This window comes from Bacillus thuringiensis (genome assembly GCF_001595725.1).
Taxonomy (GTDB): Bacteria; Bacillota; Bacilli; order Bacillales; family Bacillaceae_G; genus Bacillus_A; species Bacillus_A thuringiensis_K.
In genome coordinates this window covers 4,587,508-4,600,401 of the sequence record NZ_CP014282.1, presented here as the reverse complement: position 1 = coordinate 4,600,401, position 12,894 = coordinate 4,587,508, and the positions used below count along the sequence as shown (strand labels likewise).

Sequence of the window (12,894 nt, the reverse complement as noted above, 5' to 3'; positions counted from 1 at the left end):
CTTTTCAGCATACTCTTAAAGTATTATAGCACGACTGTACATAATACTTTACTAATGTGCATTTCCGTTATATCATATTGGATATAACGGAATTAAATTAAAAGCGGGAGAGATGTTGTATGCCATCAGTAGAAAGCTTTGAATTAGATCATACGATTGTAAAGGCACCTTATGTAAGACATTGCGGAGTTCACAATGTAGGTAGTGACGGTATTGTAAATAAATTTGATATTCGTTTCTGCCAACCGAATAAACAAGCAATGAAACCAGATGTTATTCATACGTTAGAGCATTTATTAGCATTTAATTTACGTAAATATATTGATCGTTATCCGCACTTTGATATTATCGATATTTCACCGATGGGCTGCCAAACAGGATATTATCTTGTAGTAAGCGGAACACCGACAGTACGAGAAATTATTGATTTATTAGAACTAACATTAAAAGATGCGGTTCAAATTACAGAAATTCCAGCTGCAAATGAAACACAATGTGGTCAAGCGAAGCTTCACGACTTAGAAGGAGCACAACGCTTAATGAACTTCTGGTTAAGCCAAGATAAAGATGAACTTGAGAAAGTGTTTGGATAAAGAAAAACTGCCTGTTAAAGGGCAGTTTTTTTATTTGTAAAAGAGAAAAGTACAGGTTTTATAGAAAAACAATGAGTTTCACTTATGAGCATTTTTAAGAAATGAAAGGCAGTAGGTGAATATATTAATGAGAGCTCCTGTTTGAAAAACAGGAGTTTTTTGTGTGAATGGAGTATTGACTTTAACGTATACGTCAAAGTTTATAGTGAAGATAAATAAGGCGTGAGGAGGAAACGATGGATAAGTATAGCATTGGTGAAATTTCAAAAGAAACGAATGTAACGACGAGAACACTTAGATATTATGAGGAAATTGGATTATTAAAACCGTCGTACGTTGCTGAGTCAGGATATCGTTACTATTCAAAAGATGATGTAATTACATTGTAACAAATAACAACGTTTAAAAAGCTTGGTTTTAAGCTTTCGGAAATAAAAAAAGTGTTAAAAGAGGAAAAGGGGAATTCAGAAGAAAGATGGAAAAGTGCAATTCAAAATGAAATTCAAACAATACAAGCGGAAGTAAAAAGATTAAAGGACTTAGAAAAACTATTATATACAGCATTTCATTCCATTGAATTAACAGGAGAGCTTAAAACAGAAGATTTAATGTTATTCATAAAATCAGTACAGGGAATTGAGCAGAGAGAAAATTTCCGACAAAAATATTTTATGGAGGAAGAACAGAAGGTTATAGAGGATTTACCAACACTTGAAGAAAACGATGAAAGAACAAAAGAATGGTTACAAGTATTAAGAGAAATTCGTCAGCGTATAAATGAACCAGTAGATTCACCGGAAATTCAAATGTTAGCGGAAAGGGTAGTGGCTTTTTCAATGCACGTATTTCATGAAGATGAACAATTAATAAATAAGTATTGGGATTTAATTAAACCTGAAGAGGGAGAGATTGCAAGAGTATACGGACTTGATTTAGAAACGATGAATTATATAGAAAAGATGATAGATTGTTATTTAAAAAAGGAGGAGGGTAAATGACTGGCGCGGGAAAAGAGAAGCTATATGGAATTAAGCATGCGCGGATGGAGAGGCAATATTTTTATAAGCATCTGGGGATTTTCATTTTTGCACAGCTTCTATTTATTTTTATAGTAGGGCTTGTACCAGCTCAAGAGTTGCCAAGCGGTTCCTATTTCCTTCATATGAAAGAGTGGATTTTAAATAAACAAATTGGATTTTATAAAAATGAAACGATTAATACGATTACAAGTGTCTGGACATCAGTGCTTATTATTCATTTTATATGGGCGATGTCTTACATTCTTTTTCCGAAAAAGAAGCGTAATTCTTCGAAACAAGAAACAAGAGAAGAGATAAAAGAAGAAGTGAAAAAGAAAAAGGAGATTAGCATAAATAGGGCGTGGATGTATTTAGTATTTGGGGGCTTAATTGAAATATATTGGGCGACAGGATTAAAAACAAATTCAATGAGTATTTTGACACTCATTGCAATTTTAGTGAGCTTTCAACTACTAATTGAAGCAACTAAAAAAATTCCAATTGGTACGGCATATGCAGTATTTACTGGGATTGGTACAGTTGGAACGATATTGGTAGATATTTTATATTTCAAAGAACCATTTTCGCTCATCAAAGTTTTCCTCGTTTGCTTATTGGCACTATTTATTATCGGATTGAAATTTAGTGGGAATAAGGAAGAGGTGAAATAAAGTGGCATGGATCTATTTAATTATAGCTGGGCTCTTTGAAATTGTCGGTGTAATTGGGATAAAGAAAGTAGCAAAAAATAATAGTTGGACGAATAATATTATTTTAATAGGTGGTTTTATTATTAGTTTTCAATTTTTAACGATGGCGCTTCAAGAAATTCAGTTATCGATCGCATATGCAGTTTGGACTGGAATCGGAACGCTCGGGGCAGCAGTTGTCGGTATTTTATTTTTTCAAGAACCTAAAAACGCTTTTCGGATTATTTGTATTGTTGGGATTATGGGGACGATTATTGGATTGAAAGTAGTGAGTTAAAGAAGAGCACACAAGCTCTTCTTTTTTATGGAAGTATGTCAGAAATCCCAACGAAGAAAGTGATTATCCCAATTATAAAACAAAAGATAGCTTTCGATTTTTGCTTTTGTTGTATTTCAGCAACTCCCGAAAGAATAAATGTGATGCTTAAAAGGATAAATACATAAGAGAAAAGAATAGAAATTCGTGTAAAAAGACTAAAAAAAGCAAGAATAAAAGCAATAGCAGATAGTAAGATTCGAAGGTTTGTTAGCATAGTATCCTCCAATTTATTAACTGTTTAAAAAATCCAAATTAGTGAGAGGTAATGGTCAGTAGGTGATTGGAAATTACATGTTATCTTTAGTGAAAGTAGTTCGATATTACAATGAAGAGCATAAGACTAGAAACGAAAAAATGCGAGATACCCATTGATTTTCTTCCGGATTTCAGTTCATTAATTCCTAGAAGAATAAAGAAACAACTGAGAGCAAATTGCATGTATGGGAGAAGTGTGAAGTTGTCGGTAGCAAGAGAATAAGTGCAAAGAGAGAGTGTGAGAAGCATGAAAAAATAGCGTAATCCAGTTAGCATTGTATACCTCCTTTAAAGAGACTATTTATCGAAATATTTCTGAGCAGCCAAGAAATAAAGCACCAGCTCCTGCTAACAGAGCAAGTATACTACCACCTTTTTGCTGTTTTAAGATTTCCTCTATACTAATAACGAAAGCCATCATCCCTAAAAAGATGAACATATAAGGCATAATTTCTCTATTACTAGTAAAGAAACTATAGATTGCTATACATAAAGCAATAAGTGATAAAGTAATCCGTACTCCTTTTAGCATGCATGTACCTCCTTTTATTTTATATAGCTAATGATGAGAACAATCCAAATGAAAGCACCGGAAATAATACAAATAAGCCCAGTTGCTGCCTCCTTTTTCTTTATTTGTTCAAATGCGATGAGAAACATTAAAGCCCCTAATAGAAATTGTGAAAGAGGTAGAAAATTATTTTGACCTGTATATAATCCAATTGCCAACATAACGAACACAGTGAGTGCGATTGTGATGCGGAGTATACGAAGCATATTAGGAATTTTCCTTATTCTTTTTTGTATAAGGATTATCTTCTAGTTTATCGACGGAATGTTTATAAGCATAGCCTTTATTAATTGTCATGATGGAGAGTACGAGGATGATTAGGACGATGATAATACCGATAATTAATATTTTGAACATAAAACCCCTCCTTTTCTTTATTTTACATAATTTTGTAATTGATGAAAACAATAGAAAATAAAAGGATGAAAGAAGGGTGTTACATGGAAACGAAAAAAACATATTATATATCAATAGGAAATGGTCAAATTTCACAAGTGAAGACGGCGGATACGTATAATTTTGAAATTTATGCAAATGATGAGGAAATTACGGAATTAAGAGAGCACTTCGATCAAGCATATGTAGAAGATTTAGGTTCATTTGTACGCTCCCACGTTCCATTTGTTGAGTATCATCACGATTCAAATAATGACCGATATGATGAACAACTACAAAAAGCATATAGAATGATTTACGATTTAGGAAATCATGAGACGAAAGAATTAGTCGCGCAAATGGGAATAATCAATGGATTGTAATTGGATAATATTATGCAGAAAAGCGAGAATATGCTACAATTTGTGGTAGGAAAAACTTGTAACCATCAATAGGGGAGTAATGGCATGTACAAATTTAAAGATTATTACCACAACACTGTACAATTATCGTTTGAACGTTATCCATTTTCTCCTGAGCCAAAGCATGTTTGGGTTGTATGCCGGTACGGGGATCAATGGTTATTAACGCATCATTTACGTCGCGGTCTTGAATTTCCAGGTGGTAAAGTAGAACTAGGGGAAACACCGGAAGAAGCGGCAGTTCGAGAGGTTCATGAAGAAACCGGCGGCATAGTTTCTGATTTAACTTACTTAGGACAATACAAAGTATCTGGAAAAGACAAAATAATCATTAAAAACATTTATTTTGCAACAATTAGTGCGGTAGAAGAACATACGCATTACGAAGAAACGAAAGGGTCTGTTTTATTAAAAGACATTCCTGACAACATTAAAACGAATAGAAAATTTAGCTTTATAATGCGCGATGACGTATTAGCGCGTACGATGAAACATATAGAAGAAATCGGCTGTTTTACGAAGTAAAGTAGCCGGTTTCTTTTTTTGTATGTAAGAATAAATGTAAATATATCTTTACATTTTAGGAGGGGGAAGATGGATAAAAGAAAAGAAACGACTGTTACTGTTTCGATGGTTAAATTAAACTTTTCTTTATTTTTTATAATAATTGCTTTGGCGTTTGGAATTGGTTATTTACATATATTTCTTTCAGGTGGGGTTCAAGTTGAAGTTACATTATTAACGATGTTTCTTTTTATTATAGCAATAATTGTTCTCGTTTGTATTCATGAAGCGATACATTTAATTGGCTTTCGCTATATCGGAGGTGTTCCGTGGAGTGAACTAAAATGGGGCGTTAATTGGAAATTAGGTGTTGCATATGCTCATTCTAAACAGGCGGTTACAGTAAAGCAAATGAAGAAAGTGTTAATGCTTCCATTTTTACCAACTGGAATTTTGCCAATTGTATTGGGATTAGTTATGAATCTGGAGCTACTCTCATTTTTAGGAATTCTACTAACAGCAGGTTGTATCGGTGACATTGCCTTATATCAAAAAGTTTCAAAGTTTCCAGATGATGCGCTAGTAAAAGATCATCCGAGTAAACCACAGTTTACAGTGTATGAATAATAATAGAAGGCGTTTTTGAACAACACCTCCTATTATTATTTTTATTTTTTTTCAGTAAATCGATATGTTGTGAAAATCATTGATATAATTTAATTACTATTATTGTGTTTTTATCCCGTTATTTGTCCGTAAAAGCCCGATTGGTGAGGGCTGATTAATCTCCACTTCTAAAAACGAAAGCACCTCCAACAAATCATCTACGATACGTGAATGCTTAAAATCACCCCAAAACGAATCTTTTTTCCAAACACCAAGAATCCCTACTTGTTCAGAACCAAGCACATCGTTTTCTGGATGATCTCCAACATAAAGACATTCTTCTGCCTTAACATCTAGTCTTTGCAAAGCACGTTCGAAAATTTCAGGATGAGGTTTTTTAATTCCTTCAGCTTCTGAAACGAGAATGGTGTTTGCATACGTATGTATATGTAGTGCTCGAAGGTTGCTCATCTGAAAATCAGTAAAACCGTTTGTAATAATACCAATTTTAATGTCTCGCTGTTTTAACTGTTGAAGTAGTTCATGCGTGTTTTTGAAAGGAATACAATGATGTTGGAAGTTTGTAATGTAGTCGTGCAGCAGTTGCTCGTGCGTTAAAGTAGTAATGTTATATTCGGAAAGGAGAGTAGCATATACTTTATCTTTCCACGTATAGCCATTATTATCGAGTTCGAGAAATCTAGAACAATACTTTGATTTCTCTATACTCATCAAATGTGAGGAGAAGCGATTATATTGCTCACAAATAAATTGTTCTAAAGATTGGCGCCGATCTAATAGTGTTCCATCTAAGTCGAATAAGATTGCACGAATCATGAGAAGCCTCCTTGCAGTTTTTATAATTAATTATCGCATATTCGCAAAAAAATGATTATGATATTTTGTAGAATGGAGTAATGGGGGATTGTATGAAGGAACTATATGGCAAGTTAGTATGTTGTATTATAGCAAGCAGTTTAGTTGCAGGATGCGATAGTGCTCTCGAGGTTACGAAAGAAAAAGAAATTTGTAAAACAGAAGAAGAGTGCACGCAAATAGGAGATAAAACATTACAAAAAGTATATAAAAAGATAGAGGGACTTTCAGAACTTGAAAAAGTAGAGGATTATGACATAGAAGAGTATGAAAGTATGAATATGAAAGAGGCGGAACAGAAAAAAGAAGAGGATGATAATTACTTTTTTTTAGCTTCTTATTATATCGATGATGATGAAATTGTAGATCCTTATTTTGAGAAATTAGATCGTAAAAGATTGAATAAAGCTTTTGCAGATGACGAAGAAGCAAAAGATGATTTGTTAAGCCAGCGGCAAGATAGAGAGTATCATGAAAATTTATGGGACATGTATCGCACTCTCATTCCAGTGAAATATCGTGAGAATATAACAGGGTTTGATCTAATAACGGATGGTTATGACGGCGTTGTTGCTCATGTCATGCCAAGTATGGATGACCCGAGAGATTGGGTGCTTAGTTTAGACGTGCTTGATTCTGGGGTGAATATAGATGAAGTGATGAAAACATTAATTCATGAAACGGCTCACGTATTAACGATTGGAAATAAACAAGTACCAGTGGATAGAAAGTATTTAGAGGCGTTTGATGAAGAGAAAGACATTTCATCATATCGAAACAAATGTAAAACGCTGTTCGTGAAAAATGGATGTGTGAGAAAAAGTTCGTATATTAACCAATTTTATAATGAATTTTGGAAACCAATTGAGCAAGAGTGGACAGAAAAGAAAGTAGAAGAAAGTGAAGAGGCACAAGTTGAATTTTATAAAGAAAAGCATGATGATTTTGTATCGCTGTATGGAACAACAAATGTAACGGAAGATATCGCAGATACATTTACAGCGTTCATTTTACAAGATTCAAAAAAGGTGAAAGAAGGTACAGAGTTAAAATATAAGAAAATTACTTTCTTCTATCAGTTTCCTGAGCTTGTAAAAATGAGAGCGGAAGTGCTGTCAGGATTAGATGATGTTTCGAAAACGATAGAACAACAAAGTGGAGATTAATGTGAGTTATGTGTTCGATATAGTTTCGTTAAAGCAAAAAGCAAAGAATTAAAAATTCTTTGCTTTTTTTCTTATGTTGATAAAATTGAAAATTCTGTATTTTTATTTAAAAGAAGAAGGAACTGGCGGTATAAAATAGAATTAGTATAAAAATGTCACAATTTAGACACAATTATAATGCGCGTGTTGTAGGGACTATAAGTTTACTCTCGAGGAGGTAATGAAACGTATGAAAACGATTCTTGCTGTTGCTGGTCTCATTTGGGTAATGTCTCACGGTTTTCCGATTTTTGAAGGGGAGCAAATTCGTAGTGCTTTGAATGAAAAGTTTAATGATTATCATGTGATAGATCGAAAAGATAATGTCGTTACAGTACGTGTGAAAGACTGTTTTCATACAGTTACGGTTGCGGATGGAAACATTACAAATGAAACGAAAATGTGTGATAAAAGGTAAAAGAAAGAAGCTGACTATAGCGCACTGTTTTGAGTCAGCTTCTTTTTCTTGTTCCAATTAGAATTTTTTCAAATGCCTCGACAAATACATACATAAGAGTTGCGAGAACACATGTGAGTAGTACGCTAAGTAAAACGAGTGTGAAGTTAAAGACTTGGAATCCGTAGCTAATTAAGTAGCCAAGTCCTTGTTTGGAAACGAGAAGTTCACCGAAAATAACACCGACCCAGGATAAACCAACATTTACTTTTAACGTTGAGATAATTGCTGGAAAGGATGCAGGGAGGACGACTTGCTTATAACATTGCCATTTATTTGCGCCAAATGTGTTCATTACTTTTATATAGTTAGAATCGACTTCTTGAAATGCACTGTAAATAACGAGAATGGTAATGATGATGGAAATGATTACTCCCATTGCGATAGAAGATGAAATGTTTGGACCGAAAATAACGATGATGATTGGACCGAGTGCAACTTTTGGCATTGCATTTAGGACGACGAGGTAAGGATCAAGTACGCGGGCTAGAAGTGGCATCCACCAAAGAAACGTGGCAATAATAGCACCGAGTACCGTTCCAAGAATGAAGCCTAATCCTGTTTCCAGCAATGTCGTCCATATGTGGACCCAAAGTGAACCGTCGATCCATTTCGTTAAGAAGAGATCCCAAATACTCGAAGGAGAGCTAAAGAGTAAAGGATCGATCCATTCTTTTTTGCTAGCTATTTCCCATAGTGCAAAGAAAAGAATAAGTAGTAAAAGCTGTAGTGAGCGAGCAATCCAAGCACGCCTGCGTTCTTTCTTTCGAAATTGTTCATGTAGTTGTTTTATATTATCCAAGTCGTTCCAGCTCCTTCCATATATCTTGAAAGAGGGCTGGGAAATCGTAGTGATGGCGTGCTTCTAATGGTGATAAAGAACGAATACTTTCCGGGACGATAAAGGTTTTCGCGATTTTTCCAGGATTCGCTTGCAGTAAATAAATACGATCACTCATCGCAATCGCTTCTTCAATATCGTGAGTAACAAGTAATGATGTTTTCTTATATTTATTTAGTAAATTGAAAACGAGTTCTTCTAGTTTTAACTTCGTTTGATAATCGAGTGCGGAGAATGGTTCATCTAGTAATAAAATTTTCGGATTAGTCGCTAACGTTCGAACGAGAGCGGCACGTTGACGCATACCGCCGGATAACTCACGAGGATATTGTCCTTCTACCCCATGTAGACCGACTTGTTTTAAAAGATTTAAAGTATGTTTTTTCATCTGTTCATCATAAATCTTTCGAATATGAAGTCCAAGCATAATATTTTCTTCAATAGTTTTCCACGGGAATAAGTAATCTTGCTGCAACATATATCCCATAGATGAAGTTTTCGTTGTAATCGGTTCACCATCTAAAAAGACGATACCGTCAATTGGATCAAGTAGTCCAGCAATGATTGAGAGGAGCGTTGTTTTACCGCAACCACTTGGGCCGAGTATAGAAATAAATTCGCCTTCTTCCACTTGTAAGCTCATATCTTCGAGAATAAGTTTGGCATTCTCTTTTGCAAAAAAGCAGTGAGAAACGTTACGTATTTGTAAAAAACTCATACAATTCGCCTCTATTTCTTAATAACGCTTTCGGCAATTTTTGTATTGACGAGCGCTTCATGTGGGACTTCTTTTTGTAATTCACCAGCGTCTTTCATAATCGTTTGGAGCTGTTTCCATTCTTCCGCATCTAATAGTGGATTTGTCGCATAAGAATGTTGCTTTTTATATCGTTCAATTACTTTTACTGTAATGTCTTTTGAAGTGTCTTTAAATAGCGGGGAAACAACATTAGCAATCTCTTCTGGGCTATGTGTATCAACCCATTGCTGTGCTTTATAGAGCGCACGTGTGAACTTTTCAGCAGCAGCTTTATCTTTCTTTAAGAAACTTTCTTTTGCCATGAACGTTGTATAAGGAACAGTACCAGATTCATTTCCGAATGAAGCGACGATATAACCTTTACCTTCTTTCTCAAGTATACTTGCAGTCGGTTCAAAGAGCTGTACAAACTCTCCAGTACCAGATGCAAAGGCATTTGCAATATTAGCAAATTCGATGTTTTGAATTAAGTTTGTGTCTTTGTGAGGATCAATGCCATTTTTCTTTAAAACGTATTCTCCAACCATTTGTGGCATGCCGCCTTTACGCTGTCCTAAAAACGTAACACCTTTTACGTCATTCCAATTAAAAGAGTCTAATTTTTTACGCGAAACTAAAAATGTTCCATCTGTTTGTGTAAGTTGTGCGAAGTTAATAATCGGGTCTTTTGCGCCTTGTTGATGAACGTAAATAGATGTTTCAGAACCGACGAGAGCAATATCAATCCCGCCAGATAATAGGGCCGTCATCGTTTTATCTCCGCCCGCTGTTGTTTGGAGGTCAACATTTAATCCTTCATCTTTAAAAAATCCTTTTTCAATCCCGACATATAACGGGGCATAGAAGAGAGAGTGGGTAACTTCGCCGACTCGAACATTTTGAGTTTGTTCTTTTGTACCTTCTTTTTTACTACTGCAAGCAGTAAATGTGAAAACAGCTAGTAACGTGATACAAAAAACAGCTATTAATTTTTTCACTATATAACACCTCCTAGAAGTCACTCTACAAGCATGATATGTAGGTAAGTGCCCATATGTGAGTGTAGATAGAAGGAATTTTTCTGGTGATAAAGAAGTACAAATATAAGGGGTGATAAAATGGAGTACGAATATGATGATAGCGTACATTTACATCTTGATTATTTCGGAACAGAATGTGATATGGAATCGATTGCTTATAAGAGGAAGAATGAAGACGTATGGGATGTGTATTTTAATTTTGGAGTATACGGTATTCAGAAAGACGATGTAGAGTTAGGTAGGTTTATGGATGAATATGCTGGTCATTACGTTTTTTCTGTACATGCTCGCGATCTTAGCTGGGAATTTGGAAGTGCCCAGTTTGAAGAGTGGGTTTTGAAAAATCGGATAGTAGAAAAAACGCTACAAAAATAGGAAGAATTTTGTGATTGGATTTCTCATCGTATTATTTATTTTTTTAGCCGGATTTTTTATCATGCAAATACTTATTTACCGATTTGCAAAGAAAAACATCCATAAATATACAAAAATAAAATGGTTTCATATGTGTTTACATATGAATATGAAAAAAGGTCCAAGATTAGATTTTTTTGATTTTGTAATTATAGTACTCGTATGTATCGTATGGAAAATATGGCTGCTTCCTTTTATATAATATACATGCTAATCATTTTCTCTTTTCGTTATAGTAATAGTTATCAAAAACTTGCATTTATAAGTAAAACAGTGAGTGGTGTTGTGAAAGAGATTTTGACAAATACAGAAACACATACATACGGAATTAAAGTACGATTACAGAATGTACAAATTGGCCGTGTGTAAAGTGTTGGATAATAAGAAAGAGGTCGGCCATCTGTGGCCGACCTCTTTCTTATTATGCTTGGTTAGTGCGGAAGAATGGAAGCTTCTGCACAATGTGAATTAATCCGTATGCAAGAATTAAGCACATAAGAGGATTAATGAAAAATCCGTAGCGGTTAATTGCTAAGAATAAGTTTGAGAAGATAATGTAAATAATAGAACTTGCTACTAGCATCATAACGCGTTTATGTTTAAATGAATTTAGCATGAGGCAGAAGCTGCTCAAGAATGTACCGATGATAAACACTCTATGACATAGTTGCATAAAGTTATGAATACGGTATTGGTCTACAGCAGGAGCTGTTTTGAATAACTCAATTGTTTTACCGACAGTGAACCAAGAGAACCAATAAGTGAAGTCCGTCTTAAATCCATTCTTGATTAATTCTTTTGCGTATGCACCTTTGTCATCTAAGCCTTTAGCTCTCATTTCATTTACTATATTTTCATAGCCAATTTTATTAAATGGATCTGCACCGGCAATCAGTGGATCTGCACCTTGGGTTGAGAATAAAATAAATTGGTTGAGCGCTAAATAGTTACGAACAACCCATGCGCCAATAATCAAGAACGGTCCGATAAACCATAACAATCCGATTCGAATGGAGTCTTTAAATCCATATGTAAATAACACAACAAGAACAGGAATGAGCATCATTGGAGCTGGATTTGGACGGAACATAAGTAAAATTGAAACGACAATTCCAAACCATATATGGAATTTCGTTTTATTGTATTTCCATGCGAGAACAAATACATATACACATAACGCCAATAAGAATATGGATGGAACTTCTGTTAGCAATGTACGGAAGTATGTATAGTTACTTGGATAAATAGCATATAAAATACTTGCAACAATTCCATAAATGTTTTTTTCGAACAATTCTTTTCCTATTAAGAATACTAATAGTACTGTACAAAGGTTCATGATCATGTTAATAACAGTTGCTACGTAATAGTAAGGAATGGATGTAATATCAGAAATAATCATAGCGCCAGCTAATAGTAATGGCTGACCTGGTGTGATATATGCATTTTTCCCTGGAACCTCACTAGGTTCTAAATACACATAACCAAATACACCATGTTTTAATAGTTGTTCAGCTGTTAACGAATAGTTAAATGCATCATTTGCACCATATGTTACTTTGACTAACTCTCCATCTAGTCCTGGCTGTTTTACTAAACAAAAAACGTGCAACAGGAAAGAAAGCGCCAAAATTGCATATACCGCTTTAGGCAAACTCTTAAACTTAGTAAGCAAAAATGAGCAACTCCTTTTTTATTAATTCTTTCGTATTTTCATGTGAAATCTTTAATAGTATTAAGGATTTCCAAAACATAGTTATTATATCATAAAGTAGAATATTGAAATTAGGTTTTTCAATAATGAGTAATTTGTATGCCAAAATTTAACTATTTATTAAGGGAATATTAAGAAAATACATCCATGATAGAAGCAAGTATGCAGACGAAATATGTAATATATGTTATTTTAATAGAAATAGTTTTTTCGATGCGGGGTGAAATTAATACA

Annotated in this window: 19 protein-coding genes and 2 pseudogenes; 12 read left to right on the top strand and 9 right to left on the bottom strand. The window is 34.4% G+C overall.

The window, feature by feature from the left end; all coding sequences use genetic code 11:
* The first annotated feature begins 119 nt into the window (after nt 1-119).
* The 4 genes and pseudogenes from luxS to AXW78_RS23140 all read left to right on the top strand — a co-directional run bounded on the left by luxS (nt 120) and on the right by AXW78_RS23140 (nt 2,599).
* The gene (gene luxS / locus AXW78_RS23155) at nt 120-593 is read left to right on the top strand and encodes an S-ribosylhomocysteine lyase LuxS (RefSeq protein WP_001141371.1); all 474 of its coding nucleotides are present in this window, start codon (nt 120-122) and stop codon (nt 591-593) included.
* Between the two features lie 236 nt (nt 594-829).
* Nucleotides 830-1,591 (top strand): annotated as a pseudogene (locus AXW78_RS23150) (MerR family transcriptional regulator).
* Entirely contained in the window at nt 1,588-2,283 is a 696-nt protein-coding gene (locus AXW78_RS32905; RefSeq protein WP_000145222.1) for a DMT family transporter, read from the top strand. Before AXW78_RS23150 ends, AXW78_RS32905 begins: the two are co-directional and overlap by 4 nt.
* 1 nt (nt 2,284) lies before the next feature.
* The gene (locus AXW78_RS23140; RefSeq protein ID WP_000312334.1) at nt 2,285-2,599 is read left to right on the top strand and encodes a DMT family transporter; all 315 of its coding nucleotides are present in this window, start codon (nt 2,285-2,287) and stop codon (nt 2,597-2,599) included.
* 25 nt (nt 2,600-2,624) lie between these two features.
* Here the strand turns inward: AXW78_RS23140 and AXW78_RS23135 are convergent, their stop codons facing one another.
* The 4 genes from AXW78_RS23135 to ytzI form a co-directional block, all read right to left on the bottom strand.
* Complete coding sequence (locus tag AXW78_RS23135) at nt 2,625-2,855, bottom strand: DUF3953 domain-containing protein (RefSeq protein WP_061884692.1); 231 nt, start codon at nt 2,853-2,855, stop codon at nt 2,625-2,627.
* 342 nt (nt 2,856-3,197) lie between these two features.
* Nucleotides 3,198-3,428, bottom strand: coding sequence for a DUF3953 domain-containing protein (locus tag AXW78_RS23130; RefSeq protein WP_061884691.1), 231 nt, complete (start codon nt 3,426-3,428; stop codon nt 3,198-3,200).
* A 14-nt stretch (nt 3,429-3,442) separates the two neighbouring features.
* A complete protein-coding gene (locus tag AXW78_RS23125; RefSeq protein ID WP_000944461.1) occupies nt 3,443-3,673 on the bottom strand; it encodes a DUF3953 domain-containing protein in 231 nt (76 codons plus the stop codon).
* A gap of 1 nt (nt 3,674) precedes the next feature.
* Nucleotides 3,675-3,824 (bottom strand): YtzI protein, encoded by a 150-nt coding sequence (gene ytzI, locus AXW78_RS23120; protein ID WP_000472791.1) that lies wholly within the window; start codon nt 3,822-3,824, stop codon nt 3,675-3,677.
* Nucleotides 3,825-3,907: 83 nt separating this feature from the next.
* Here ytzI and AXW78_RS23115 point away from each other — a divergent pair, with 83 nt between their 5' ends.
* The 3 genes from AXW78_RS23115 to AXW78_RS23105 all read left to right on the top strand — a co-directional run bounded on the left by AXW78_RS23115 (nt 3,908) and on the right by AXW78_RS23105 (nt 5,395).
* A complete protein-coding gene (locus AXW78_RS23115) occupies nt 3,908-4,225 on the top strand; it encodes a hypothetical protein (protein ID WP_000448412.1) in 318 nt (105 codons plus the stop codon).
* Nucleotides 4,226-4,309: 84 nt separating this feature from the next.
* Nucleotides 4,310-4,789, top strand: coding sequence for an antimutator 8-oxo-(dGTP/GTP)ase (mutTA, locus tag AXW78_RS23110; protein WP_000276385.1), 480 nt, complete (start codon nt 4,310-4,312; stop codon nt 4,787-4,789).
* A gap of 69 nt (nt 4,790-4,858) precedes the next feature.
* Nucleotides 4,859-5,395 (top strand): DUF3267 domain-containing protein, encoded by a 537-nt coding sequence (locus tag AXW78_RS23105; protein ID WP_000361278.1) that lies wholly within the window; start codon nt 4,859-4,861, stop codon nt 5,393-5,395.
* A gap of 99 nt (nt 5,396-5,494) precedes the next feature.
* On the opposite strand, the gene AXW78_RS23100 is transcribed toward AXW78_RS23105, so the two are convergent.
* Nucleotides 5,495-6,211 carry an HAD family hydrolase gene (locus AXW78_RS23100; protein ID WP_000617261.1) on the bottom strand — a complete coding sequence of 239 codons (717 nt, stop codon included), beginning with the start codon at nt 6,209-6,211 and terminating at the stop codon, nt 5,495-5,497.
* A 92-nt stretch (nt 6,212-6,303) separates the two neighbouring features.
* Here AXW78_RS23100 and AXW78_RS23095 point away from each other — a divergent pair, with 92 nt between their 5' ends.
* Together AXW78_RS23095 and AXW78_RS23090 are read left to right on the top strand one after the other, a co-directional pair.
* A complete protein-coding gene (locus AXW78_RS23095) occupies nt 6,304-7,416 on the top strand; it encodes a regulator of G-protein signaling domain-containing protein (protein WP_061884690.1) in 1,113 nt (370 codons plus the stop codon).
* A gap of 229 nt (nt 7,417-7,645) precedes the next feature.
* A complete protein-coding gene (locus AXW78_RS23090; RefSeq protein ID WP_000849112.1) occupies nt 7,646-7,873 on the top strand; it encodes a hypothetical protein in 228 nt (75 codons plus the stop codon).
* 34 nt (nt 7,874-7,907) lie between these two features.
* Here the strand turns inward: AXW78_RS23090 and AXW78_RS23085 are convergent, their stop codons facing one another.
* The 3 genes from AXW78_RS23085 to AXW78_RS23075 are packed head-to-tail and all read right to left on the bottom strand — an operon-like array spanning nt 7,908 to nt 10,490.
* Nucleotides 7,908-8,714: an ABC transporter permease gene (locus AXW78_RS23085; protein ID WP_000368769.1), complete on the bottom strand. Its 807-nt coding sequence runs from the start codon at nt 8,712-8,714 to the stop codon at nt 7,908-7,910.
* Nucleotides 8,707-9,471 carry an ABC transporter ATP-binding protein gene (locus tag AXW78_RS23080; protein ID WP_000009031.1) on the bottom strand — a complete coding sequence of 255 codons (765 nt, stop codon included), beginning with the start codon at nt 9,469-9,471 and terminating at the stop codon, nt 8,707-8,709. The genes AXW78_RS23085 and AXW78_RS23080 overlap by 8 nt, the downstream gene beginning before the upstream one ends.
* Before the next feature lie 11 nt (nt 9,472-9,482).
* Nucleotides 9,483-10,490 carry an ABC transporter substrate-binding protein gene (locus AXW78_RS23075; protein WP_000733222.1) on the bottom strand — a complete coding sequence of 336 codons (1,008 nt, stop codon included), beginning with the start codon at nt 10,488-10,490 and terminating at the stop codon, nt 9,483-9,485.
* A gap of 120 nt (nt 10,491-10,610) precedes the next feature.
* Here AXW78_RS23075 and AXW78_RS23070 point away from each other — a divergent pair, with 120 nt between their 5' ends.
* From AXW78_RS23070 to AXW78_RS34960, 3 genes and pseudogenes are all read left to right on the top strand, one after another.
* Nucleotides 10,611-10,907 (top strand): DUF3986 family protein, encoded by a 297-nt coding sequence (locus tag AXW78_RS23070; protein WP_000455579.1) that lies wholly within the window; start codon nt 10,611-10,613, stop codon nt 10,905-10,907.
* A 10-nt stretch (nt 10,908-10,917) separates the two neighbouring features.
* On the top strand, nt 10,918-11,148 hold the full coding sequence (locus tag AXW78_RS23065; protein WP_000578988.1) for a hypothetical protein: 231 nt from the start codon (nt 10,918-10,920) through the stop codon (nt 11,146-11,148).
* Nucleotides 11,149-11,210: 62 nt separating this feature from the next.
* Nucleotides 11,211-11,315: pseudogene (locus AXW78_RS34960) on the top strand (DUF2196 domain-containing protein); the annotation flags it as partial.
* 52 nt (nt 11,316-11,367) lie between these two features.
* On the opposite strand, the gene AXW78_RS23055 reads toward AXW78_RS34960, so the two are convergent.
* Complete coding sequence (locus AXW78_RS23055) at nt 11,368-12,621, bottom strand: glycosyltransferase family 39 protein (protein ID WP_000956216.1); 1,254 nt, start codon at nt 12,619-12,621, stop codon at nt 11,368-11,370.
* Nucleotides 12,622-12,894: the final 273 nt, after the last annotated feature.

What these genes read in the sequence shown, in the direction of transcription:
- luxS (WP_001141371.1), top strand. Translation starts at nt 120, where the DNA reads ATGCCATCAGTAGAAAGCTTTGAATTAGATCATACGATTGTAAAGGCA.
- AXW78_RS32905 (WP_000145222.1), top strand. Translation starts at nt 1,588, where the DNA reads ATGACTGGCGCGGGAAAAGAGAAGCTATATGGAATTAAGCATGCGCGG.
- AXW78_RS23135 (WP_061884692.1), bottom strand. Translation starts at nt 2,855, where the DNA reads ATGCTAACAAACCTTCGAATCTTACTATCTGCTATTGCTTTTATTCTT.
- AXW78_RS23130 (WP_061884691.1), bottom strand. Translation starts at nt 3,428, where the DNA reads ATGCTAAAAGGAGTACGGATTACTTTATCACTTATTGCTTTATGTATA.
- AXW78_RS23125 (WP_000944461.1), bottom strand. Translation starts at nt 3,673, where the DNA reads ATGCTTCGTATACTCCGCATCACAATCGCACTCACTGTGTTCGTTATG.
- ytzI (WP_000472791.1), bottom strand. Translation starts at nt 3,824, where the DNA reads ATGTTCAAAATATTAATTATCGGTATTATCATCGTCCTAATCATCCTC.
- AXW78_RS23115 (WP_000448412.1), top strand. Translation starts at nt 3,908, where the DNA reads ATGGAAACGAAAAAAACATATTATATATCAATAGGAAATGGTCAAATT.
- mutTA (WP_000276385.1), top strand. Translation starts at nt 4,310, where the DNA reads ATGTACAAATTTAAAGATTATTACCACAACACTGTACAATTATCGTTT.
- AXW78_RS23105 (WP_000361278.1), top strand. Translation starts at nt 4,859, where the DNA reads ATGGATAAAAGAAAAGAAACGACTGTTACTGTTTCGATGGTTAAATTA.
- AXW78_RS23100 (WP_000617261.1), bottom strand. Translation starts at nt 6,211, where the DNA reads ATGATTCGTGCAATCTTATTCGACTTAGATGGAACACTATTAGATCGG.
- AXW78_RS23095 (WP_061884690.1), top strand. Translation starts at nt 6,304, where the DNA reads ATGAAGGAACTATATGGCAAGTTAGTATGTTGTATTATAGCAAGCAGT.
- AXW78_RS23090 (WP_000849112.1), top strand. Translation starts at nt 7,646, where the DNA reads ATGAAAACGATTCTTGCTGTTGCTGGTCTCATTTGGGTAATGTCTCAC.
- AXW78_RS23080 (WP_000009031.1), bottom strand. Translation starts at nt 9,471, where the DNA reads ATGAGTTTTTTACAAATACGTAACGTTTCTCACTGCTTTTTTGCAAAA.
- AXW78_RS23070 (WP_000455579.1), top strand. Translation starts at nt 10,611, where the DNA reads ATGGAGTACGAATATGATGATAGCGTACATTTACATCTTGATTATTTC.